The organism is Niabella agricola (genome assembly GCF_021538615.1).
In the GTDB taxonomy this organism is placed as follows: Bacteria; Bacteroidota; Bacteroidia; order Chitinophagales; family Chitinophagaceae; genus Niabella; species Niabella agricola.
Window position 1 is genome coordinate 4,099,014 of the sequence record NZ_JAJHIZ010000003.1, and the last position, 17,819, is coordinate 4,116,832.

The 17,819-nt window shown below is 48.3% G+C and carries 18 protein-coding genes; 2 read left to right on the top strand and 16 right to left on the bottom strand.

What is annotated here, in order from left to right:
• Nucleotides 1–168: 168 nt before the first annotated feature.
• Both LL912_RS22535 and LL912_RS22540 read left to right on the top strand, forming a co-directional pair.
• A complete protein-coding gene (locus LL912_RS22535; protein WP_235555873.1) occupies nt 169–1,161 on the top strand; it encodes a hypothetical protein in 993 nt (330 codons plus the stop codon).
• Between the two features lies 1 nt (nt 1,162).
• Nucleotides 1,163–1,873 (top strand): hypothetical protein, encoded by a 711-nt coding sequence (locus tag LL912_RS22540; RefSeq protein WP_235555874.1) that lies wholly within the window; start codon nt 1,163–1,165, stop codon nt 1,871–1,873.
• A gap of 29 nt (nt 1,874–1,902) precedes the next feature.
• Here the strand turns inward: LL912_RS22540 and ilvA are convergent, their stop codons facing one another.
• The 16 genes from ilvA to LL912_RS22620 all read right to left on the bottom strand — a co-directional run bounded on the left by ilvA (nt 1,903) and on the right by LL912_RS22620 (nt 17,819).
• Complete coding sequence (ilvA, locus tag LL912_RS22545; RefSeq protein ID WP_235555875.1) at nt 1,903–3,135, bottom strand: threonine ammonia-lyase IlvA; 1,233 nt, start codon at nt 3,133–3,135, stop codon at nt 1,903–1,905.
• Nucleotides 3,136–3,201: 66 nt separating this feature from the next.
• A complete protein-coding gene (locus tag LL912_RS22550) occupies nt 3,202–4,017 on the bottom strand; it encodes a hypothetical protein (RefSeq protein ID WP_235555876.1) in 816 nt (271 codons plus the stop codon).
• Nucleotides 4,018–4,101: 84 nt separating this feature from the next.
• Nucleotides 4,102–4,797 (bottom strand): hypothetical protein, encoded by a 696-nt coding sequence (locus LL912_RS22555; RefSeq protein ID WP_235555877.1) that lies wholly within the window; start codon nt 4,795–4,797, stop codon nt 4,102–4,104.
• Between the two features lie 548 nt (nt 4,798–5,345).
• On the bottom strand, nt 5,346–6,794 hold the full coding sequence (locus tag LL912_RS22560) for an ATP-binding cassette domain-containing protein (RefSeq protein ID WP_235555878.1): 1,449 nt from the start codon (nt 6,792–6,794) through the stop codon (nt 5,346–5,348).
• Between the two features lie 303 nt (nt 6,795–7,097).
• Nucleotides 7,098–8,579 (bottom strand): ketol-acid reductoisomerase, encoded by a 1,482-nt coding sequence (gene ilvC, locus LL912_RS22565; RefSeq protein WP_235555879.1) that lies wholly within the window; start codon nt 8,577–8,579, stop codon nt 7,098–7,100.
• A 65-nt stretch (nt 8,580–8,644) separates the two neighbouring features.
• The gene (locus tag LL912_RS22570) at nt 8,645–9,109 is read right to left on the bottom strand and encodes a DinB family protein (RefSeq protein ID WP_235555880.1); all 465 of its coding nucleotides are present in this window, start codon (nt 9,107–9,109) and stop codon (nt 8,645–8,647) included.
• A gap of 3 nt (nt 9,110–9,112) precedes the next feature.
• Nucleotides 9,113–9,490, bottom strand: a complete 378-nt coding sequence (locus tag LL912_RS22575; protein ID WP_235555881.1) for a glyoxalase superfamily protein — start codon at nt 9,488–9,490, stop codon at nt 9,113–9,115.
• Nucleotides 9,491–9,494: 4 nt separating this feature from the next.
• The gene (gene ilvN, locus LL912_RS22580; RefSeq protein ID WP_235555882.1) at nt 9,495–10,082 is read right to left on the bottom strand and encodes an acetolactate synthase small subunit; all 588 of its coding nucleotides are present in this window, start codon (nt 10,080–10,082) and stop codon (nt 9,495–9,497) included.
• On the bottom strand, nt 10,079–10,681 hold the full coding sequence (locus LL912_RS22585) for an O-methyltransferase (RefSeq protein ID WP_235555883.1): 603 nt from the start codon (nt 10,679–10,681) through the stop codon (nt 10,079–10,081). The genes ilvN and LL912_RS22585 overlap by 4 nt, the downstream gene beginning before the upstream one ends.
• Nucleotides 10,678–10,992 (bottom strand): antibiotic biosynthesis monooxygenase family protein, encoded by a 315-nt coding sequence (locus tag LL912_RS22590; protein WP_235555884.1) that lies wholly within the window; start codon nt 10,990–10,992, stop codon nt 10,678–10,680. Before LL912_RS22590 ends, LL912_RS22585 begins: the two co-directional genes overlap by 4 nt.
• Before the next feature lie 10 nt (nt 10,993–11,002).
• Nucleotides 11,003–12,721, bottom strand: a complete 1,719-nt coding sequence (gene ilvB / locus LL912_RS22595; RefSeq protein WP_235555885.1) for a biosynthetic-type acetolactate synthase large subunit — start codon at nt 12,719–12,721, stop codon at nt 11,003–11,005.
• A 93-nt stretch (nt 12,722–12,814) separates the two neighbouring features.
• Complete coding sequence (locus LL912_RS22600; RefSeq protein ID WP_235555886.1) at nt 12,815–13,303, bottom strand: DinB family protein; 489 nt, start codon at nt 13,301–13,303, stop codon at nt 12,815–12,817.
• 58 nt (nt 13,304–13,361) lie between these two features.
• Nucleotides 13,362–15,044, bottom strand: coding sequence for a dihydroxy-acid dehydratase (ilvD, locus tag LL912_RS22605; protein ID WP_235555887.1), 1,683 nt, complete (start codon nt 15,042–15,044; stop codon nt 13,362–13,364).
• 82 nt (nt 15,045–15,126) lie between these two features.
• On the bottom strand, nt 15,127–15,264 hold the full coding sequence (locus tag LL912_RS22610) for a hypothetical protein (protein WP_235555888.1): 138 nt from the start codon (nt 15,262–15,264) through the stop codon (nt 15,127–15,129).
• 70 nt (nt 15,265–15,334) lie between these two features.
• Nucleotides 15,335–16,288 carry an isocitrate/isopropylmalate family dehydrogenase gene (locus LL912_RS22615; protein WP_235555889.1) on the bottom strand — a complete coding sequence of 318 codons (954 nt, stop codon included), beginning with the start codon at nt 16,286–16,288 and terminating at the stop codon, nt 15,335–15,337.
• Between the two features lies 1 nt (nt 16,289).
• A complete protein-coding gene (locus LL912_RS22620) occupies nt 16,290–17,819 on the bottom strand; it encodes an ATP-binding cassette domain-containing protein (protein WP_235555890.1) in 1,530 nt (509 codons plus the stop codon).

Here is a 17,819-nt window from a genome sequence, read left to right on the forward strand (position 1 = left end):
TCTCCGTATTTTGAAGTCTCGTTCGACGGGTGCCCGGCATTTTTTATAAAGTGCCTTCTTTTAACATTGAGGAAGAGGTCGCAGCGGCTTCTGGATGAGGGTATGTTTTCCGCTGCAGCATCGCGTTGTCCTGGTGCGCTATTGTTATTAAAAAGCTAAATGATTACTATGACGCCTTCTTCAAATACAAACCAGGCTGGCTTAAACGGGTTACGTTTCCTGTTATTCTTTTTTGTAGTATTTACCTTGTTTATGACGGCTGGTTTACCCCTGATTATACACTATGCCGGTGGGGAATGGAAGTGGACACCCCCGGGTCAATCGGCAGCGGGGGCATTTATATGGTTGGGCGTGGGCTGCTTTTTATGGGTGCTGGTACTGATTCTTTTTGTTGATAATTTTATTCTTTCGCAGTTCCGGAAAAAGCGATTACTGGAACGACTGCTGCAAAACGGGCGGCATGCCCGGGGAACCGTTGTTCAAAAACAGGTATTACAGGCGGGCGGAAGGGGCGACTTGCTGGCATTGAAAGTGGCTTTCCGGAATCTGGTGGATGCGGAAGTGGAAACGACGCTGAGTATTGTAGATGCAGCGCCTTCGCTGAATCGCTTTTCGGCGGGCAGAACCGTGTCTCTGATCCTGGATCCCGAAATGGGTGATCCGCCGGTAATGGTGGAGGGTAAAGGATTTCAGTGGAACCGGACGGTAATGACCCTGGTTGTATTGGTGCTGTTCATCTTATTAACATTGGCTCCCGGGTTGCTGGTCTATTCCTACATGCTGGAAAGCCGGGGTTATGGATGGCGTTATCTGAGTTTTGGTCATCCCTTTATCCTGATACCATTTATTATCGGCATCGAGCTGACTATTTATACCCTGATCCGGAAGCTGTCGCGTACGAAACGAAAGGCATCAAAACTGCTTTTGTACGGAAGACCTGCAACGGCTACGATTGTCAGCACCGCTCAAACAGGAGTTTATATCAATGAACAGCCACAGGTGCGGTTCACCATCGAATTCGAAGGAAGTCGCGGCCGTACACACCAGGCTTCTTTTAAGCAGGTTGTCGATTTGCTGAAGATACCGGATATAGCGCCTGGAAAAACCATTAACATTTTATATGATCCGGAGCATCCGGAACAAATTCAACCCCTTGATTAGCATGAAACCGGTTCTTTTTAAAACCATCTTTGCATATACGGCAGCCCTGCTGCTGTTTTGCTCCTGCGAACAAATAAGCAAGAGCTTTGAGGAAACCCGCAATCCCCAGCCGAAGCAAGCAGACCTGCCGGCGCATGCGACAACCGAATCGCACAGCAGCAGCACCAGCAGCACTACCACCACCATCGAATCCGGTTCCGGAACGCAGGCGGGCGCCCGGAGCATTTTTGAGGATGCGGCAACGCTGGATCGCATTCAGTCGGAACTGGAAAACCTGCCACAGTTTCGGGGTAAGAAGCTGATGCTGTACCAGTCCCTCTATTTTTACGATTTCCAGGGAGGACGGATTTCGATCAACATTCAAAACCCCGATACTACTGAAAACGTAGATCAGTACGTATATGCCAATGGAAAATGGGAGGAGCCAACACCGGTAAAGACCTTCGGGCAGGTACAGCAGGAAGTGGATTTTTTAATGCCGCTGAGCCAAATCCGTTTGGCTACCGCAAAAAAAATCAATGATATCGCCAATGAAAAGCTAAAAGAAATACCGGGGGGGAAAACAAACGGATTTATCTATTTTAATTATATGCGCATTAAACGGATCAACAAAACCAATGCGGGCTGGTACCTGCAGATCCAGGGTGCGCGCTCGGACCTTCGTCTGGATTTTGACCCGGATGGCAATTTACAGGAAATGAAGAAGCAGTAATTGCTATTTTCCTTGTCAGCTATATCTTATTATACCAGGTAGCTAAATAGGGTATTGTCCTTGTTGAGCTCAGTGAATTCGATCTGCGCTTTTTCCAGGTTTTGAATCAGAGGGTCGTAATCTTCGCGGTGCTTCAGCTCAATACCGATCAGCGCTGGTCCGCTTTCCTTATTGGTTTTTTGCATGTATTCAAAACGGGTGATATCGTCGTGCGGGCCCAGTACGTGGTTTACAAATTCCTTGAGCGCGCCCGGACGCTGGGCAAAATTTACAAGAAAGTAATGTTTCAGCCCTTCGTATTGCAGGCTTCGCTCCTTGATTTCCTGCATACGGTCAATATCGTTATTGCTACCGCTTACGATGCATACCACGTTCTTTCCTTTAATTTCCTCCCGCATAAAATCCAGCGCTGCAATGGACAATGCGCCGGCTGGTTCCGCTACTATGGCGTCTTTATTATACAATTGCAAAATGGTGCTGCAGATCTTGCCCTCGGGAACCAGGCGTATTTCATCCAGGTGCGCCTTGCAGAGCTCATAGGTGAGCTGCCCGACTTTTTTTACAGCGGCCCCGTCTACAAAACGGTCAATGGTTTTTAGTTCTATGGGGCCACCATTTTTCAGCGCCATGGTCATAGAAGGGGCGCCTTCCGGCTCCGCCCCGGTGATTTTTGTATGGGGACTCACCGATTTGATATAAGTACTGACCCCGGCACAAAGCCCGCCGCCGCCGTTAGGAATAATAATATGATCGATCTTTTTCAGATCATTCCATATTTCTACTCCTACGGTGCCCTGTCCTTCTATGATGCGCTCATGGTCGAAGGGAGGAATAAAGACCATATTGTGCTCTTCTGTATACACTTTTGCGGCAGCGGCACAATCATCAAAGGTGTCGCCCGTGAGGATAATTTCGATATTGGCTTCGCCAAACATTTTGGTCTGCTCGATCTTTTGGTTAGGTGTAATACTGGGCATAAAGATCACTCCATGAACATTGAGACGGTTGCAGCTATAGGCAACGCCCTGCGCATGGTTGCCGGCACTGGCACAAACCACGCCTTTTTGCAGCTCTTCCCGGCTAAAGCATTGCATCATATTGAATGCACCCCGGAGTTTATAAGAGCGTACCACCTGAAGGTCCTCCCGCTTCAGGTAAACATTACATTGATACTGTTTTGAAAGATTTTGGTTGTATTGCAACGGCGTTTTTGTAACAATTCCCTTTAACCGTTCCATAGCTTTTTCAAATTCAATCTGCATGTCCAAAGGTAAAAAGGAATCCACATTTTATGACTGCAACGAGCAGATTTATTATGAGTGCTTCTGTTAAAGTTTAACGCCCAGCCCCAATGTAAGGTAGAATAAGTTTTTACCGGTTTCCCCTTCCAGCAGGTTTTGCGGCATTACATAGGAGGGAATAACGGTTGCAAAGAACTTTCCAGCTACGGCCACAACGGGTGCGGAGGCTTCGTATGCCAATATATTAAAACGATCGTAGGGTTGCGTATGCTCTTTTTGTCCTACTGGTATGCCCAGGAATTTTGTACGTTCGATATAGCTCTTTGTAAATCGTTGTGTTCCGGCATATAGGTAAAAGGAAGGATCGATAGCAAATGCAACGTGGCTGTTGGGTTTGTGCAGGAGAAAAATATGGTCGGCTCCCAATGTAGCTCCGATATCTGTTTGATCTTTGGAGAATTTCAGGTCGCCGCCGGCATTGAAGGTAATTATGGGCGTTGTGATGGCTGTATTGATACCAGTCTGGCCTTTTAACGCCGATTGCGGCAGGGTACTGTTATCCTTGTACAATACCTGCATATAAAAAATATTGCCGCTGAAATGGGTTGAAGGTTTAAAGCGGAAGCCGCCTTCCAGGGTGGTTCCGGCATAGGTGGTGGAGGCTACTTTATTTTGGGTGAAAATAATGTTTCCCTGTACGTATAACCCGTTTTTGAGCTGGTATCCGATATTGGGAATAAGTGCACTGCTCTGCAGGCTGTCTGTTCTTCCAAAATAATGAAGGCGTGTCTGGAAATTCACTCCTGCTCCGAATTCATTTTTCCGGGTGCTGTCCCGTTGGCTAAAGCAGGCAAACGGTATGCACAGGACCGCCAAAAAGATATATCTCAATTTTTGTTTCATAGAACACTTTCTGGTTGTAAGGGTTAAAAAGATTGCCCTCTTATTACGGAGAGGGCAATCGATTGTATTCTTTCGGAACCGGTATTATTTTACTTTTACGCTACCGGAGGCGTTTGCATCAACGGTTGCAGACGGCTGGGCATTTTTGATTTTGCCGGCTCCTTTTTTTACACCGGACTTAACTGTTTTTGCTGCTTTTTTTGTACCATCCGCAGCGGCATCTACGCCTGCCGTTGCATCATCCTTAATGGTGGCTGCGGTTTCGCCTGAGCCAGATACGCCAATAGTTGCATTTCCGGATGCACCGGCATCAGTACCTGAGGAAACACTTCCTTGCTGTACAGCCGATTGCTCGTTGGCATTTGCTTTTGCATTTTCATTCGCATGAATGCCTGCCTGTACATCCCCATTTGTGGTAGCATTGCCAGCGGCTGCGTTTTGTGCTTTTACATCTGCCTGGGTGCCGGTGGTTACCTGAACCGAGTTGCCTGCATCGGCTGCGCTTCCAGCTGCAGCAGTGGTTTTGTCAACTGCCACGCTGGCTGCGGCCTTTGTTTTATCCACAGCTGTGGTTGCGGCCACTTTGGTTTTATTAACGGCGGTGGTTGTGGCTGCAGATACTTTGCCAACCGCATTCGTTGCTGCTGAAGCCGCCTTTGCTGCATTCACAGAAGCGCCTATGGAGCCCTTTACGGCAGTGCCTACGCCTACCTGTGCATGGGCAGCGCTGACAAGCAGTATTGAAAAAGCGGCAAGTGAGATTTTGAGATTTCTTTTCATAAAAACGGAATTTTAAATTTAGGATCGTGATGAGGTTTTTTATTTCAACGACTGTGCCAAAAATGGCACGTAAAAATGAAGAATGAATGAACGGAATGTTGTTATTGGTCTAAGGTATTTATTGCCAGCAATATTGCTGATTTGAAAGATTGCTGTTGTTTAACAAAACAGTTTAGGTACTTATGCTTTCATCAAATCTTCATGTTTATTAGCGGCGCGAATATTTTTTGTGAAACCATAAAATAATATGGCCCCGTTAACAATAGTGTTGTACAACGTAGCAATTGTTGCCCGGGCGGGTTTCATAATAAGTTACCGCAATATAAAGAAACAGGAGTAGGGAGCGGTTATAGGAGATAGGCCAGGAATAATAAGCTTCTTTATCGTATCCAACTTGTTTATATTTTTTCCTGACTTTTGGTCTATGTAATGCCGGCGGAAGCTGGTTTATTCACCCGGCGACGGGAGATCTTGCTGGGCTGCGCCAACGAAGGTGTCGTACAGCTATGCGCCGGATATGCACTCTATCCAGGGGATCCCTTTTATGTTTATTGCAGCAGATCAGCGCTGTGTAGAGCTATGATTTTCCCGTCCTGCAACACCAGTTTATGTGTAATACATGCAGGTAGTTGTGTTTCAAAGTGACCTACATAAATAATGGTAACGCCGTTTTTACTGATCTCGTCTACCAGGTTATTAAAATATTGCGTTTGTTGCCGATCCAGTCCCTGGCAAGGCTCGTCTAAAACCAATAGTTGCGGGTTTTTAATGATGGTACGTCCCAGTAAGGCCAGGCGCTGCTTACCCAGCGGCAGTGTGCTTAAAAGCTCATCCTTTACATCATAAAGGTCCAGGAAATGCAGCAGCTCGTTTAGTTGTTGTTTTTGCATATAACGTAGTTGCCGGTATAAACCATTGCTATCGAAGAAGCCGGAGGCCAGGCTTTGTAAAACAGTAGCATTTGCATCAAAATACCAGTGCAGTTCCGGAGATATCAGGCCAATCCTTCTCTTGATGTCCCAGATACTTTCCCCGCCGCCGCGTTGTACTCCAAATAATTTGATATCGTTGGCATATGCCTGGGGATGGTCGCCGGTTATTAAACTGAGCAGGGTTGATTTTCCGGAGCCATTATGTCCCTGAAGCAGCCATCGTTCACCTGCATTCACCTGCCATTGTATATCTGTTAATACCTGCTTCCCGTCATACTGTACATGCACGTCCTTCATACGGATCAGCGTTGATGTGGTGTACTGCGGCGGTTCTTTTAAAAAATCGGGAAGGGGTTTTAAAGGTTTTTCTTCAAAGGTGAGTGCGGTATCCGTCATCTCAAGATTGCCGTTCTTCATAACGGCAAATGCGTTGATGCTGGCTGGCAGCTCGGCATCGTTACTTAGCAGGAGCAGGGTGCCGCCGTTACCGGTATAATCGTTGAGCAGCTGATTAAGGCGTCCGCGTGAGTTTACATCCAGCCCGGTATAGGGTTGGTCAATGACCAGTAACTGGGGACGCAGCCAGAGCGCCTTTACCAGCTGTAGCTTTTTATGTTCACCGCTGGAAATCTCGAAAAGCTGTTCATCCAGGACTTTTGCATAATCCAGTGTATCAATCAACGCGTTTAAACGATCGTTGTTTAAAGCATGTTCTTTGCCATACAGTTCCAATTCTCTTGCAATGGTTACGGTGTCTCTTCGCTGTTGATGATTGTAGCGCTGCTGGTAATAAAAATTCCGGTCGCCTTCCAGGTTGGTAAAACGATACCAGCTTTCAACAAAAAGAACGGTTGCAGGCAAATGACTTTGCGCATCGAAGTTGATTTGGATATCGCCAGAATATTTTACGGTTCCTGCGATGGCCTTGCCCAGCGTGGTCTTGCCGCTGCCGCTTTCTCCTTTTATGACCCAGCCTTCGCCCGGGTTTATAGTAAGCGACAGGTTGTCTAAAACGGTTTTACTACCGTAGTTAACGGAGAGCTGTTGTATGTTGAGAATAGACATTGCTTGTTCGGTTTCTTTTATGCGTATGCCATGATAACGGAGTGCCGGATCTGTTTATGATTCTGATTTAAGCACAGCCGGTGTACAGGTGATGCGCAACATGCGCTTCCTTTAAATCTGGAGGAAACGCTGTTTTTGAAAATTGCGCGCCCTGAGGCGCGCAATTGTTTTTTGTTGATAAAGATACAATCCGTTCAGCAGTACAGGTGTGCGACGCAACGAAGACAATAGCAGCACATGAGCCGGCTAAATAATGATCACGCCTTACGGTATCCGCTGAACGCCTGGTATTGTTTACTGAAATCAGGCAGTTTTGATCGCTTTCATAGCGGTCATGGCCTTACGTAACACCGTGCCTACTTTCTCTACGGGATGCTGACGGATGGCTTCGTTTACTTCAACCAGCTCCTGGTTGTCAACAGCACCGTCTTTTCCTTCATTGAAGTTTTTGCCTACAAGGTCTGTATCTACAGTCTTCATGAAATCGGACAGTAAAGGCTTACATGCCTGGTCAAACAGGTAGCAACCATACTCTGCCGTATCGGAAATCACGCGGTTCATTTCGAATAGCTTTTTCCGTGCAATGGTATTGGCAATTAAAGGAGTTTCGTGCAGCGACTCATAGTATGCAGACTCCGGTTTAATGCCGGCTTCAACCATGGTTTCAAATGCCAGTTCCACGCCTGCCTTAATAAAGGCAACCATTAATGTATAGTTGTCAAAGTATTCCTGTTCGCCGATCTTTACGTCGCCGGCCGGTGTTTTTTCAAAAGCGGTTTCCCCGGTTTCTGCTCTCCATTTCAGCAGGTTGGCATCACCGTTAGCCCAGTCTTCCATCATTACACGGCTAAACTCGCCGCTCATGATATCGTCCTGGTGCTTCTGGAACAGCGGGCGCATAATCGTTTTCAGTTCTTCTGAAACCCGGAAGGCTTTGATCTTCGCAGGATTGCTTAAACGGTCCATCATACCGGTAACGCCGCCGTGTTTCAGGGCTTCGGTGATCACTTCCACACCGTATTGCACCAGTTTGGAAGCGTAGCCCGGATCGATGCCTTTTTCGATCATTTTATCGAAAGAAAGAATGGAGCCGGTTTGCAGCAAGCCGCAAAGAATGGTTTGTTCGCCCATCAGGTCGGATTTGACTTCCGCTACAAAAGAAGACCGTAACACACCGGCACGATGTCCGCCTGTTCCCACACAATATGCTTTTGCCTGTTCCAGGCCCTTGCCTTCCGGATCATTTTCGGGATGTACGGCAATAAGGGTAGGAACGCCAAAGCCCCGCAGGTATTCTGCGCGCACCTCGCTTCCGGGGCTTTTGGGAGCCACCATAATTACAGTCAGGTCTTTACGGATCTGCATGCCTTCTTCAACGATGTTGAAGCCATGAGAATAAGAAAGGGTTGCGCCTTGTTTCATCAAAGGCATAACAGCACTCACAACAGCGGTGTGCTGCTTGTCCGGGGTCAGGTTAATGACCAGGTCCGCGGTGGGAATCAGTTCCTCATAAGTGCCTACTTTGAAGTTATTATCCGTAGCGTTTTTCCAGCTGGCTCTTTTTTCATCTATTGCTTCTTTGCGCAGGGCATAAGAAACGTCCAGACCACTATCTCTCAGGTTTAAGCCCTGGTTCAGGCCTTGTGCGCCGCAACCAACGATCACGATTTTTTTTCCTTTTAGTGCATCCACGCCATCCAGGAACTCATCATTGCTCATGAATTCGCAAACGCCCAGTTGATTGAGCTGCTCTCTCAGGGGTAGTGTGTTAAAGTAATTTGCCATTGTTATTTGATATTTAGTATTTACGATTTAGTAATTGAGATTTGTTATTTGAGGCTTGAATTTTTTTATTTGACGTTTAATATTCTTGTATAATCACGCATTGCCTGCCAGTGCAGGGTGTCGTGCGCTGCCACTGTGATCAGCATTTCTTCGATGGTGGTTACCGGTACGCCAAAGGTATCGGTAGTGTACATGGTTATTTCCTGAAAGCGGTTAGCATCGAGCGCCTCTTTTACTGCCAATGTAAAGTTGCTGGCTAACGCGATGAGCTCATCGATTTCCTGCTGAGTGGCTGGTGCAGCAGGTTTGCTGCCCTTCTTGTAGCGCTCATACAGGGGAATGATAAAGCCGGGATCTACTTGCGTAACCTTGAATACCAGGCCATAGCCGCTAACCACCAGGTGGCCGAAGTTCCAGATGATGTTATTGTTGAAGCCGGCAGGCACCTGGTTAAGCGTTTCAAGAGGGGTCGCTTTTATCAATGTGATTGCTTTTTGCCGGATGCTGTCAATGATATTGAATGTGTACATTGTTTAATTTTTATTGCCGGGGATCCGTTCGTTGAAAGATATCCGGTTATTAAATGGGTCGTTAACCGTAACGCAATATGCGCCATAAAAGGTTTCTTCCAGCCCCGGACGGTTGTATTTGTACGGTTTGTTGAGGATTGTGTTGTGAAAATCTTTTAAGCCGGTGCACCATACAAAAACATGGGTGCCGGGCGTGCCGTCTCCATGATGTTCACTGAGATGCAGGGTGATGCCGTCTTTTTCCACTTCCAGGTAAACCGGTGTGTTGTCCTCAAACCGGTGCTCCCATACAATGGTAAACCCCAGCCAGTCTACGTAAAATTCAATGGCTTTTGCGTAGTCAAAGATGCGCAGTACGGGTATAGTCTTTTCTGCCGTCATTTTTTTACATGCTAAACACAGAGTCCTGCTCATTCAGGAATTCGTTCTCGATTACTTCTTCTCCCGGTTCCCGGGCTTCAAATTCCTTGATTTTCTTGTGGAAACCTTCACTGCTCTTAATAATGGCCACCCGTGCACCACGCACAAATTCGATCAGCCCGTATTCTTCAAACAGCTTTACAAGTTTGTCGGTTTCTTCCCTATGCCCCGTACATTCGAATACCGTATAGTCATTATTAATGGATACCACACGGGCGCCGTACTCCCGCAATACGCGTTCTACGATCATTTTGTCGGTTACCTGGCTGGTAGGTACTTTGTATAATGCCAGTTCCTGCCAGATGATCTCGCTGTTGAGGTGATAGTAAGCTTTCAGTACCTCCACCTGCTTTTCGATCTGCTTGCACAATTTCTTTACGACTTCTTCTGTTTCGTCAATTACAATATTGAACCGGTGAATGCCGGGGATTTCGGAAGAAGAAGTATTTAGGCTGTCGATATTGATTTTCCGCCGGGAAAAAATGATTGTAATGCGGGCCAGCAGCCCGATCTGGTCTTCCGCGTAAACGGTTATGGTATATTGTTGTTTCATTGCTGTGTTTGAAGTTTAAAGTTTGAAGTTTTTGTAACGATGATGATTCCGGTTGACCAATGCAATTTTGTAAGTACAAGATCGGTTCTTGTTTCCAGGGTGGCAATGAAGGCGGTTACTCTTTGCGCATGTCCTTCCGGCCAATTGGGTTGCGGAAGCATGTCGTCAATAAAATAAATGCCCCCGGTTTTTAACAAAGCAAATGTTTCTTCGAAAAGATCGTATTTTCCCGGCATGGCATCGGCAAAGATGAGATCAAACTGTGCGCCTTTATAAGCAGCGATCCATTCGTAGGCATCCGCACATACAAAATCAATCCGTTCGTCTTTTAGCTGCTCCTTCGCTACGCTGATCAGTAATTCGTTGTTGTCAACGGATACCAGCGAAGCGTTGTTGCTCATGCCACCCAGGATCCAGGAAGTTGCCAGTCCGGTTCCGGTGCCCAGTTCCAGGATCCTGCCTCCGGGCTTTGCGGCCACCAGGGTTTGTAACAGGCTTCCGGTTTGCAGGTCGGAGGGCATATCAAAGCCCAGCGCCTTCGTTTTGAGTGCGATGGATTGGTATTGAACCGGAATGTTTATGAGTACATGGTCTGTCATGCTGTTTGATAATGCTCCACAACCGGGAACGGGTCATAAAAATGATGCAGGAGTCTTTTCCATTCCTGATAGGCTGGGCTCTTTCTGAACCCTTCGGTATGATCTTCCAGGGTTTGCCAGCGCACGATCAGGATATATTCATTCGCTTTCTCCATGGACTTTAGCAACTCATGTTGTAAATATCCTTGAATGGAGCTGATAATGCTTTTAGCTTTCCCGAAGGCCGCTAAAAAATCATGCTCCGTCCCCGGAATAATATTCAATATTGCAATTTCAGTTACCATGTCCTTTTGCGGTCGCGTACTCACCATTGACTATTGACTATTTCAACCGGATCTCCGCCACACTGCTGCCCTGGGGAACCATCGGAAATACATTGTTTTCCTTGCCTACTTTTATTTCGAGTAAATAAGCTCCGTCGTGCTCCAGCATGGTTTTCAGAGCGGTCTTCAGCGCTGCACGCTGGTCGATCGACTGTCCTTCGACGCCATAGGATTTAGCCAGCATCACAAAATCGGGACTGGTTATGTTTACAAAGGAATAACGCCGGTCATGGAACAGCTGTTGCCACTGACGAACCATTCCCAGGAATTCATTGTTCAGGATGAGGATCTTGACCGCTGCACCAAACTGCATAATGGTTCCCAGTTCCTGAAGGGTCATTTGAAAACCTCCGTCGCCGATGATGGCCACTACGGTGCGGTCCGGTGCCCCATATTTGGCTCCGATGGCGGCTGGCAGGCCAAAGCCCATGGTGCCTAATCCGCCGGATGTAATATTGCTCCTGGTTTTGGTAAATTTTGCATAGCGACAGGCCACCATCTGGTGCTGACCTACATCGGTTACTATTACGGCATCGCCGTTGGTAAGCTCATTCAGCGCCTCCATTACCTCAGCCATCGACATTACATCGCCTTTGGGGTGCATTTCGGGCTGGATGCATTCTTTATCTTCTTCTGCTGCATATTTCGCAAATTCCTGCAGCCAGTCCGTGCGGTCGTGTTGTTCGATCAGCGCGGTCAGCAGGGGCAGGGTCTCCTTACAATCGCCCCAAACCGGTACGGTGGTTTTTACATTTTTATCTACTTCTGCAGGGTCAATATCCAGGTGAATGACCTTGGCCTGTTTGGCATATTTATCCAGGCGGCCGGTAACGCGGTCGTCGAACCGCATACCCACGGCAATCAGTACATCGCATTCATTGGTGAGTACGTTCGGGCCGTAGTTACCGTGCATACCCAGCATACCCACGCCCAACGGATGATCGGTAGGCAGGGCACTTTCACCCATGATGGTCCATGCCGCCGGCAGGTTGCCTTTTTCAATAAAAGCTTTAAACTCGTTTTCGGCTCCCCCCAGGATCACACCCTGACCAAAGATCACAAACGGTTTTTGCGCGCTGTTGATCAGCTTTGCGGCTTCTGCAATGTATTCTTTACGCACAATGGGTTTGGGGCGATAGCTGCGTACATGGTCGCATTTCTGGTAACCCGGATATTCAAATTGCTGAAGCTGTGCGTTCTTGGTGATATCTACCAGCACCGGCCCGGGGCGTCCGCTGCGGGCAATGTGGAAGGCCTTGGCCAGCACATTCGGAATCTCATGGGCATCTGTAACCTGGTAATTCCACTTGGTTACCGGCATGGTTACATTGATTACATCCGTTTCCTGGAAAGCATCTGTTCCCAGCAGATGGGCAAATACCTGCCCGGTGATACAAACCAGCGGCGTGGAGTCGATCTGGGCATCGGCCAGACCGGTCACGAGGTTGGTGGCACCCGGTCCGCTGGTGGCAAATACCACACCGGTTTTACCGCTCGTGCGGGCAAAGCCCTGGGCTGCATGAATGCCACCCTGCTCATGGCGTACCAGGATATGTTCAAGTTTATCATTATAATCATATAAGGCATCATAGATGGGCATGATCGCTCCGCCGGGATAGCCGAAAATAGTGGCTACCCCTTCCGCAATAAGGGCTTCCAATACCGCCTGACTACCAGAAATGGTGTCGCCGGGTTGAATCGTTTTATCTGCCTTCATAGCTGTGTTTTTTTGTTCTGTATCTTTTATCTGAGTCGTTTCCATACACCTGATTTTGTTTGTTATTGATTGTTGTTAAAGCCGGCTTTACGCTTATACCCGGTAAAATCCGATAAGATCGGTTGATTGTATGGCGGTAAAACCTACCCGCCGCAACAGGGTTACTAACTGGCCACGGTGGTATGTGGCGTGATTGACGACATGCGCCAGCACCTGGTAATAGCGCGATGTATATTCCTGTCCGTTAAAACGGCGGTAACGAAAAGGCGCTGTTAATTGGATTTCATCAAAGCCGGTAACCCAATCGCTGAGTTGCTGTGAGGTTTGTTCCCAAAGATCCAGCAGTTCCTGCCGGGAACCGGTAAAGGTTTGGTCTACCCGGATCACGGGTTCATGTTTCAGTCGCTGCAGCCAGGCATTTTCTGCATTTACCATGTGCAACACCGTTTCCCGGATACTTTTAAAACTGCTTATAACGGGCTGCTGCCATTGCGCATCGCTGATCTGGCGCAGCCAGGAACATACCTCGGCGGTACTTGCCCGGTTAAATGCTGCCAATTCTGTAAAGTATGTTTTATCCATGATTACGGTTCGTGGTTTGTACTGGTTTTAGGTATGCCAATTTGAAGGATACTTATATCTAATCCTCATCGGTTACACACCCTTGTGATGCGTCCTTTACCAGCTTTGCATATTTGTATAACACACCGTTCTTCGCTTTTAGCGGCGGCTGCTTCCAGCCTTCTTTACGCTTTGCAATTTCGGCATCCGGAACTTTAAGTGTAAGTGTATTGTTAACGGCATCGATTTCAATAATATCGTCGTCTTGTACGAATCCGATCAGTCCGCCTTCAAATGCTTCGGGTGTTACGTGTCCTACCACAAAGCCATGTGTACCGCCACTGAAACGTCCGTCAGTGATCAGCGCCACGCTCTTCCCTAACCCGGCACCGATGATCGCAGAAGTAGGCTTTAGCATCTCCGGCATGCCGGGTGCGCCTTTAGGACCTTCATTTTTGATCACCACCACATCGCCTGCTTTTACTTTGCCACTCGAAATGCCTGCAATCAGGTTCTTTTCTCCATCAAACACGCGGGCTGGTCCCGTGAATTTTTCGCCTTCCTTTCCACTGATCTTTGCTACGCTTCCTTTTTCTGCAAGATTGCCGTAGAGGATCTGCAGATGCCCGGTGGCTTTGAGCGGGCTTTCGAGTGGGTGGATAATGTCCTGGCTTTCAAAATCCAGATCGGGAACTTGTTCCAGGTTTTCTGCAATTGTCTTGCCGGTAACCGTTAAACAGCTGCCATCGATCAATCCTTTTTGCAGCAGGTATTTCATTACACCGGGAACGCCCCCTTTTTTATGCAGGTCCTCCATCAGGTATTTGCCGCTGGGTTTAAAGTCGGCCAGTACAGGAATGCGGTCGCTGATGGCCTGGAAGTCGTCCTGGGTAAGGGGCACATTTACACTGCGGGCCATGGCCAGTAAGTGCAGTACCGCGTTGGTACTTCCCCCCAGTACCATAATGACGATGATGGCATTTTCAAATGCCTTGCGGGTCATGATATCACTGGGTTTGATATCTTTTTCGAGCAACAGGCGGATGGCTTTTCCGGCGGCCGCACATTCCTGCTTTTTTTCTTCGCTTAGTGCCGGGTTGCTGCTGGAGTAGGGCAGGCTCATGCCCATGGCTTCAATGGCCGCGGCCATCGTATTGGCGGTATACATGCCGCCGCAGGCACCTGCTCCCGGACAGCTGTTTTTTACAATGCCCATAAAATCGGCTTCGTCCAGCTGACCGGCGATTTTTTGACCCAGGGCCTCAAAGGCGGAAACAATGTTCAGGTCCTGGCCTTTATAATGTCCGGGGGCGATGGTGCCGCCGTATACCATGATGGAAGGGCGGTTCAGCCGGCCCATGGCGATGATAGAGCCCGGCATGTTTTTATCGCATCCGGGTACCGTGATCAGTCCGTCGTAATATTGCGCACCGCATACGGTTTCGATCGAGTCGGCGATCACATCCCGGCTCACAAGCGAGTAACGCATCCCGTCCGTACCATTACTCATACCGTCGCTAACACCGATCGTATGAAAGGTTAAACCCACAAGGTCCTGTTCCCAGACCGCCTCTTTTACATGTTGGGCAAGTCCGTTCAGATGCATGTTGCAGGGATTGCCGTCATACCCCATGCTGGCGATACCTACCTGGGCTTTCTTTAAATCATCTTCGGTAAGACCCAGCGCATAAAGCTGCGCCTGTGCTGCTGGTTGCGTAGGGTCCTGGGTAATGGTCTTGGAATACTTGTTTAACTCTGTCATGCCGATTTACTTATAAGTTTAATAATTCAATAAAAAACCCGCCTTTATATGAGGCGGGTCCTGTTTAAATTCGTTTGTTTGTTTATACAATTAACCCTCCTCCGTAGCGGTAGCTAATGACAATGACGATCACCACAAGCATATTGCGGAAGAAAGAAACATTGCGATTGTTATGACCGATCATAATACGAAGGAGCTTTTTGCGAATATAAAGCCTCATTTGTTGTGATCAAAATTTTTCTTCCCGTAGGAAGAACCATTTTGCTATATAAAAGAACTACAAAGCAGGGTTATATGATCGTTGATTTTTGCAACGCCATATTTTCTCCTTTTGCAAAACCTGGAATCGTACCGCGAATAAAATCGCTGATCAGATCGCCGATCGTGCCGGTTGAATAGTTGTTTACCGCATCCAGGTCCTTTGCCACAAAACCGTGCAGCAAGGTCCAGTTAACGGCCGTCCGTATAATGAGCGCTTCCTCATGCAGGTTGAAGTAATCCATCATCATGGCTACAGAGAGGATCGCACCAACAGGATTGGAAAGATTCTTTGTACTTTCCTGCGCCTGTTCAAAGCTAAAGGCCGGACCAAAAAAAGGCATCGTACCGGCTATACGTACAGAGGGGATCATATACCGGGCGCCGGTAATGGCAGCCGCCTGGCTGAAGAGATAGTTGCCCGCGGTCCTGGCTGCGATGATCACATCAAACGCTGAGGGTTGCTGCAGCATACGATCCCAGGCCTCCTGCACGGCTATTGATTCAATCCGCATTCCTTTATATGCCGCACCAGCCTTTTCCAGGGCAGCCTTCCAGGAAACCGGCTGCGGATCTTCCGGATCTGCTATAACGGTGATCTGCTTTCTGCGGTTGGCGGCCTGTTGCAGCGCTGACTGGATGATGCGGTCCTGGTGCTGCCCGCCGGCTGTATATACCTGGTATAATAAAAAGTTGAGGCCCTCGCTATGCCTGGGCTTTAAGGGCGACAGATGTTGCAATGGTGGATATACTGTTACCGGCTGTACGCTTACCAGCACCGGCAGCCCGGTTTCAATTGCATGTTGCGTGGTATAACCGCAAAACAGGGTTGCGTCGCCCACCGGTTGCGCAATCGCATCTGTAACAGGGGTCAGGTTAAAATAATGATCATATTGTTCCGCAACGGCATTCAGTACTTTTACCGCTTGTGCAGCTACTTCCCCTGCAGCTCCTGCTTCTTCGATGATCGTGATCTCCTTTTTCATTTTATGATAGCCCGAGGGTCAATGGTTGATTCTTTGATTTAGCAATAGTGGAGGGCATCGTCTTTTTATAAAGGGTGGGGATGCCTTGTTCCAGTTCGATAACATGCCTTACACAGGCAGGAATTTCATCTTCATAATGACTAATAAAAAGGAGGGTCATTCCTGTTTCAGAATGGATCCGCTCCAGCAGCCGGATCACCATCCGCGACTGGCTGTCGTCCAGGCCCTGACAGGGCTCGTCCAGGGCCAGCATCAGCGGGTCTTTAATCAGCGCCCTTGCCATCAGTACCAGCCGCTGCTCGCCATCGGAAAGCGACCGGAAGGGGAGCTGTGCTTTATCCTGCAGCGAAAAAAAGCGCAGCCATGCAGTTACCTTTCGGGCCTGCGCTTCATCCAGCTTTCTGCATAAACCAAACGCGTCAAAAAAACCTGAACCCACTACCTGGGCGGGCGTGATGCCCGGATCAAAAAAATGTTGCAGATCCGGGGCTACAAAACCGATCCTGCGCTTGATGTCCCAGATGCTTTCGCCACTTCCTCTTCGTTTTCCAAATAAATGGATCTGCTGGGCATAGGCCTGGGGATGATCGCCGTTGATGAGGCTTAGCAAGGCCGATTTACCGGCCCCGTTGCAGCCCTTGATGAGCCAGCATTCACCGTTATTGACCTGCCAGTTAATATTATTAAGGATCGTTGTATTGCCATGACGGATACTTACCTGCTTCATGGAAATAAGGGGCCCGATATGATAGGCTTTTTTGAGTTCGGGAAGTGGGGCTTCCCTGCGTGCCGGTATTGATTGCATAAAGCCAAGCTGTTCCACCGGCGCATAATTTACCAGCGCTCCTTCAGATAATTCAGCAAAATGAGTGATGCATACCGGCAGCTCATGGCTGTCTGTGATCAGGATAATACGGGTGCCGCTGCTGGCCAGCTGGTTCAGTACAGCGTGCAGTATTTTCCGGCTTCCGGCATCCAGGCCGGTAAACACCCGGTCAAGAATGAGCACATCCGGATGGGTAAGCAGGTGACCGACCAATTGCACTTTTTTGAGCTCGCCACCTGAAAGCCGGGCCAGTGGTGTGTGACTGCGATGGGTGAGCCGGAAGGTTTCGAGCCATTGAAATACAGTAACTGCATCGCCTTTTTTTAAGAGCGTTTCGGAAACCGTTGCCGTTTCATTGGCGGAGCTGGCAAAGCGTTGCTGATAATAGCGGCCGGTGTTATGGATCTGGTTGCGGAGCGGGTACATAGCCGGCACATAGGCTACAACCGGTTGCACGGACTGCGTTCCTTTTTTAAATTCAACAGAACCGGTATAGGACAATATACCTTTGAGTACCCCGGCCAGCAGCGATTTTCCGCTGCCGCTGGCTCCAAAAACAGCAAGATGCTCATCCGCTTTTAATGTGAAGCTGATGCGGTTGAGTAAAAGCTTTCCGGCTTGTTGAACCGTTACATTTTTTAATATGATACTACAGTACGCTTCCATTGCTATGTTCCGGATAGGAATGCCCTGGCCGGGCTCCAA

Bases quoted from the DNA above. Each gene is read 5' to 3' on its own strand.
- LL912_RS22535 (WP_235555873.1), top strand. From the start codon at position 169: ATGACGCCTTCTTCAAATACAAACCAGGCTGGCTTAAACGGGTTACGT.
- LL912_RS22540 (WP_235555874.1), top strand. From the start codon at position 1,163: ATGAAACCGGTTCTTTTTAAAACCATCTTTGCATATACGGCAGCCCTG.
- ilvA (WP_235555875.1), bottom strand. From the start codon at position 3,135: ATGCAGATTGAATTTGAAAAAGCTATGGAACGGTTAAAGGGAATTGTT.
- LL912_RS22550 (WP_235555876.1), bottom strand. From the start codon at position 4,017: ATGAAACAAAAATTGAGATATATCTTTTTGGCGGTCCTGTGCATACCG.
- LL912_RS22555 (WP_235555877.1), bottom strand. From the start codon at position 4,797: ATGAAAAGAAATCTCAAAATCTCACTTGCCGCTTTTTCAATACTGCTT.
- LL912_RS22560 (WP_235555878.1), bottom strand. From the start codon at position 6,794: ATGTCTATTCTCAACATACAACAGCTCTCCGTTAACTACGGTAGTAAA.
- ilvC (WP_235555879.1), bottom strand. From the start codon at position 8,579: ATGGCAAATTACTTTAACACACTACCCCTGAGAGAGCAGCTCAATCAA.
- LL912_RS22570 (WP_235555880.1), bottom strand. From the start codon at position 9,109: ATGTACACATTCAATATCATTGACAGCATCCGGCAAAAAGCAATCACA.
- LL912_RS22575 (WP_235555881.1), bottom strand. From the start codon at position 9,490: ATGACGGCAGAAAAGACTATACCCGTACTGCGCATCTTTGACTACGCA.
- ilvN (WP_235555882.1), bottom strand. From the start codon at position 10,082: ATGAAACAACAATATACCATAACCGTTTACGCGGAAGACCAGATCGGG.
- LL912_RS22585 (WP_235555883.1), bottom strand. From the start codon at position 10,681: ATGACAGACCATGTACTCATAAACATTCCGGTTCAATACCAATCCATC.
- LL912_RS22590 (WP_235555884.1), bottom strand. From the start codon at position 10,992: ATGGTGAGTACGCGACCGCAAAAGGACATGGTAACTGAAATTGCAATA.
- ilvB (WP_235555885.1), bottom strand. From the start codon at position 12,721: ATGAAGGCAGATAAAACGATTCAACCCGGCGACACCATTTCTGGTAGT.
- LL912_RS22600 (WP_235555886.1), bottom strand. From the start codon at position 13,303: ATGGATAAAACATACTTTACAGAATTGGCAGCATTTAACCGGGCAAGT.
- ilvD (WP_235555887.1), bottom strand. From the start codon at position 15,044: ATGACAGAGTTAAACAAGTATTCCAAGACCATTACCCAGGACCCTACG.
- LL912_RS22610 (WP_235555888.1), bottom strand. From the start codon at position 15,264: ATGAGGCTTTATATTCGCAAAAAGCTCCTTCGTATTATGATCGGTCAT.
- LL912_RS22615 (WP_235555889.1), bottom strand. From the start codon at position 16,288: ATGAAAAAGGAGATCACGATCATCGAAGAAGCAGGAGCTGCAGGGGAA.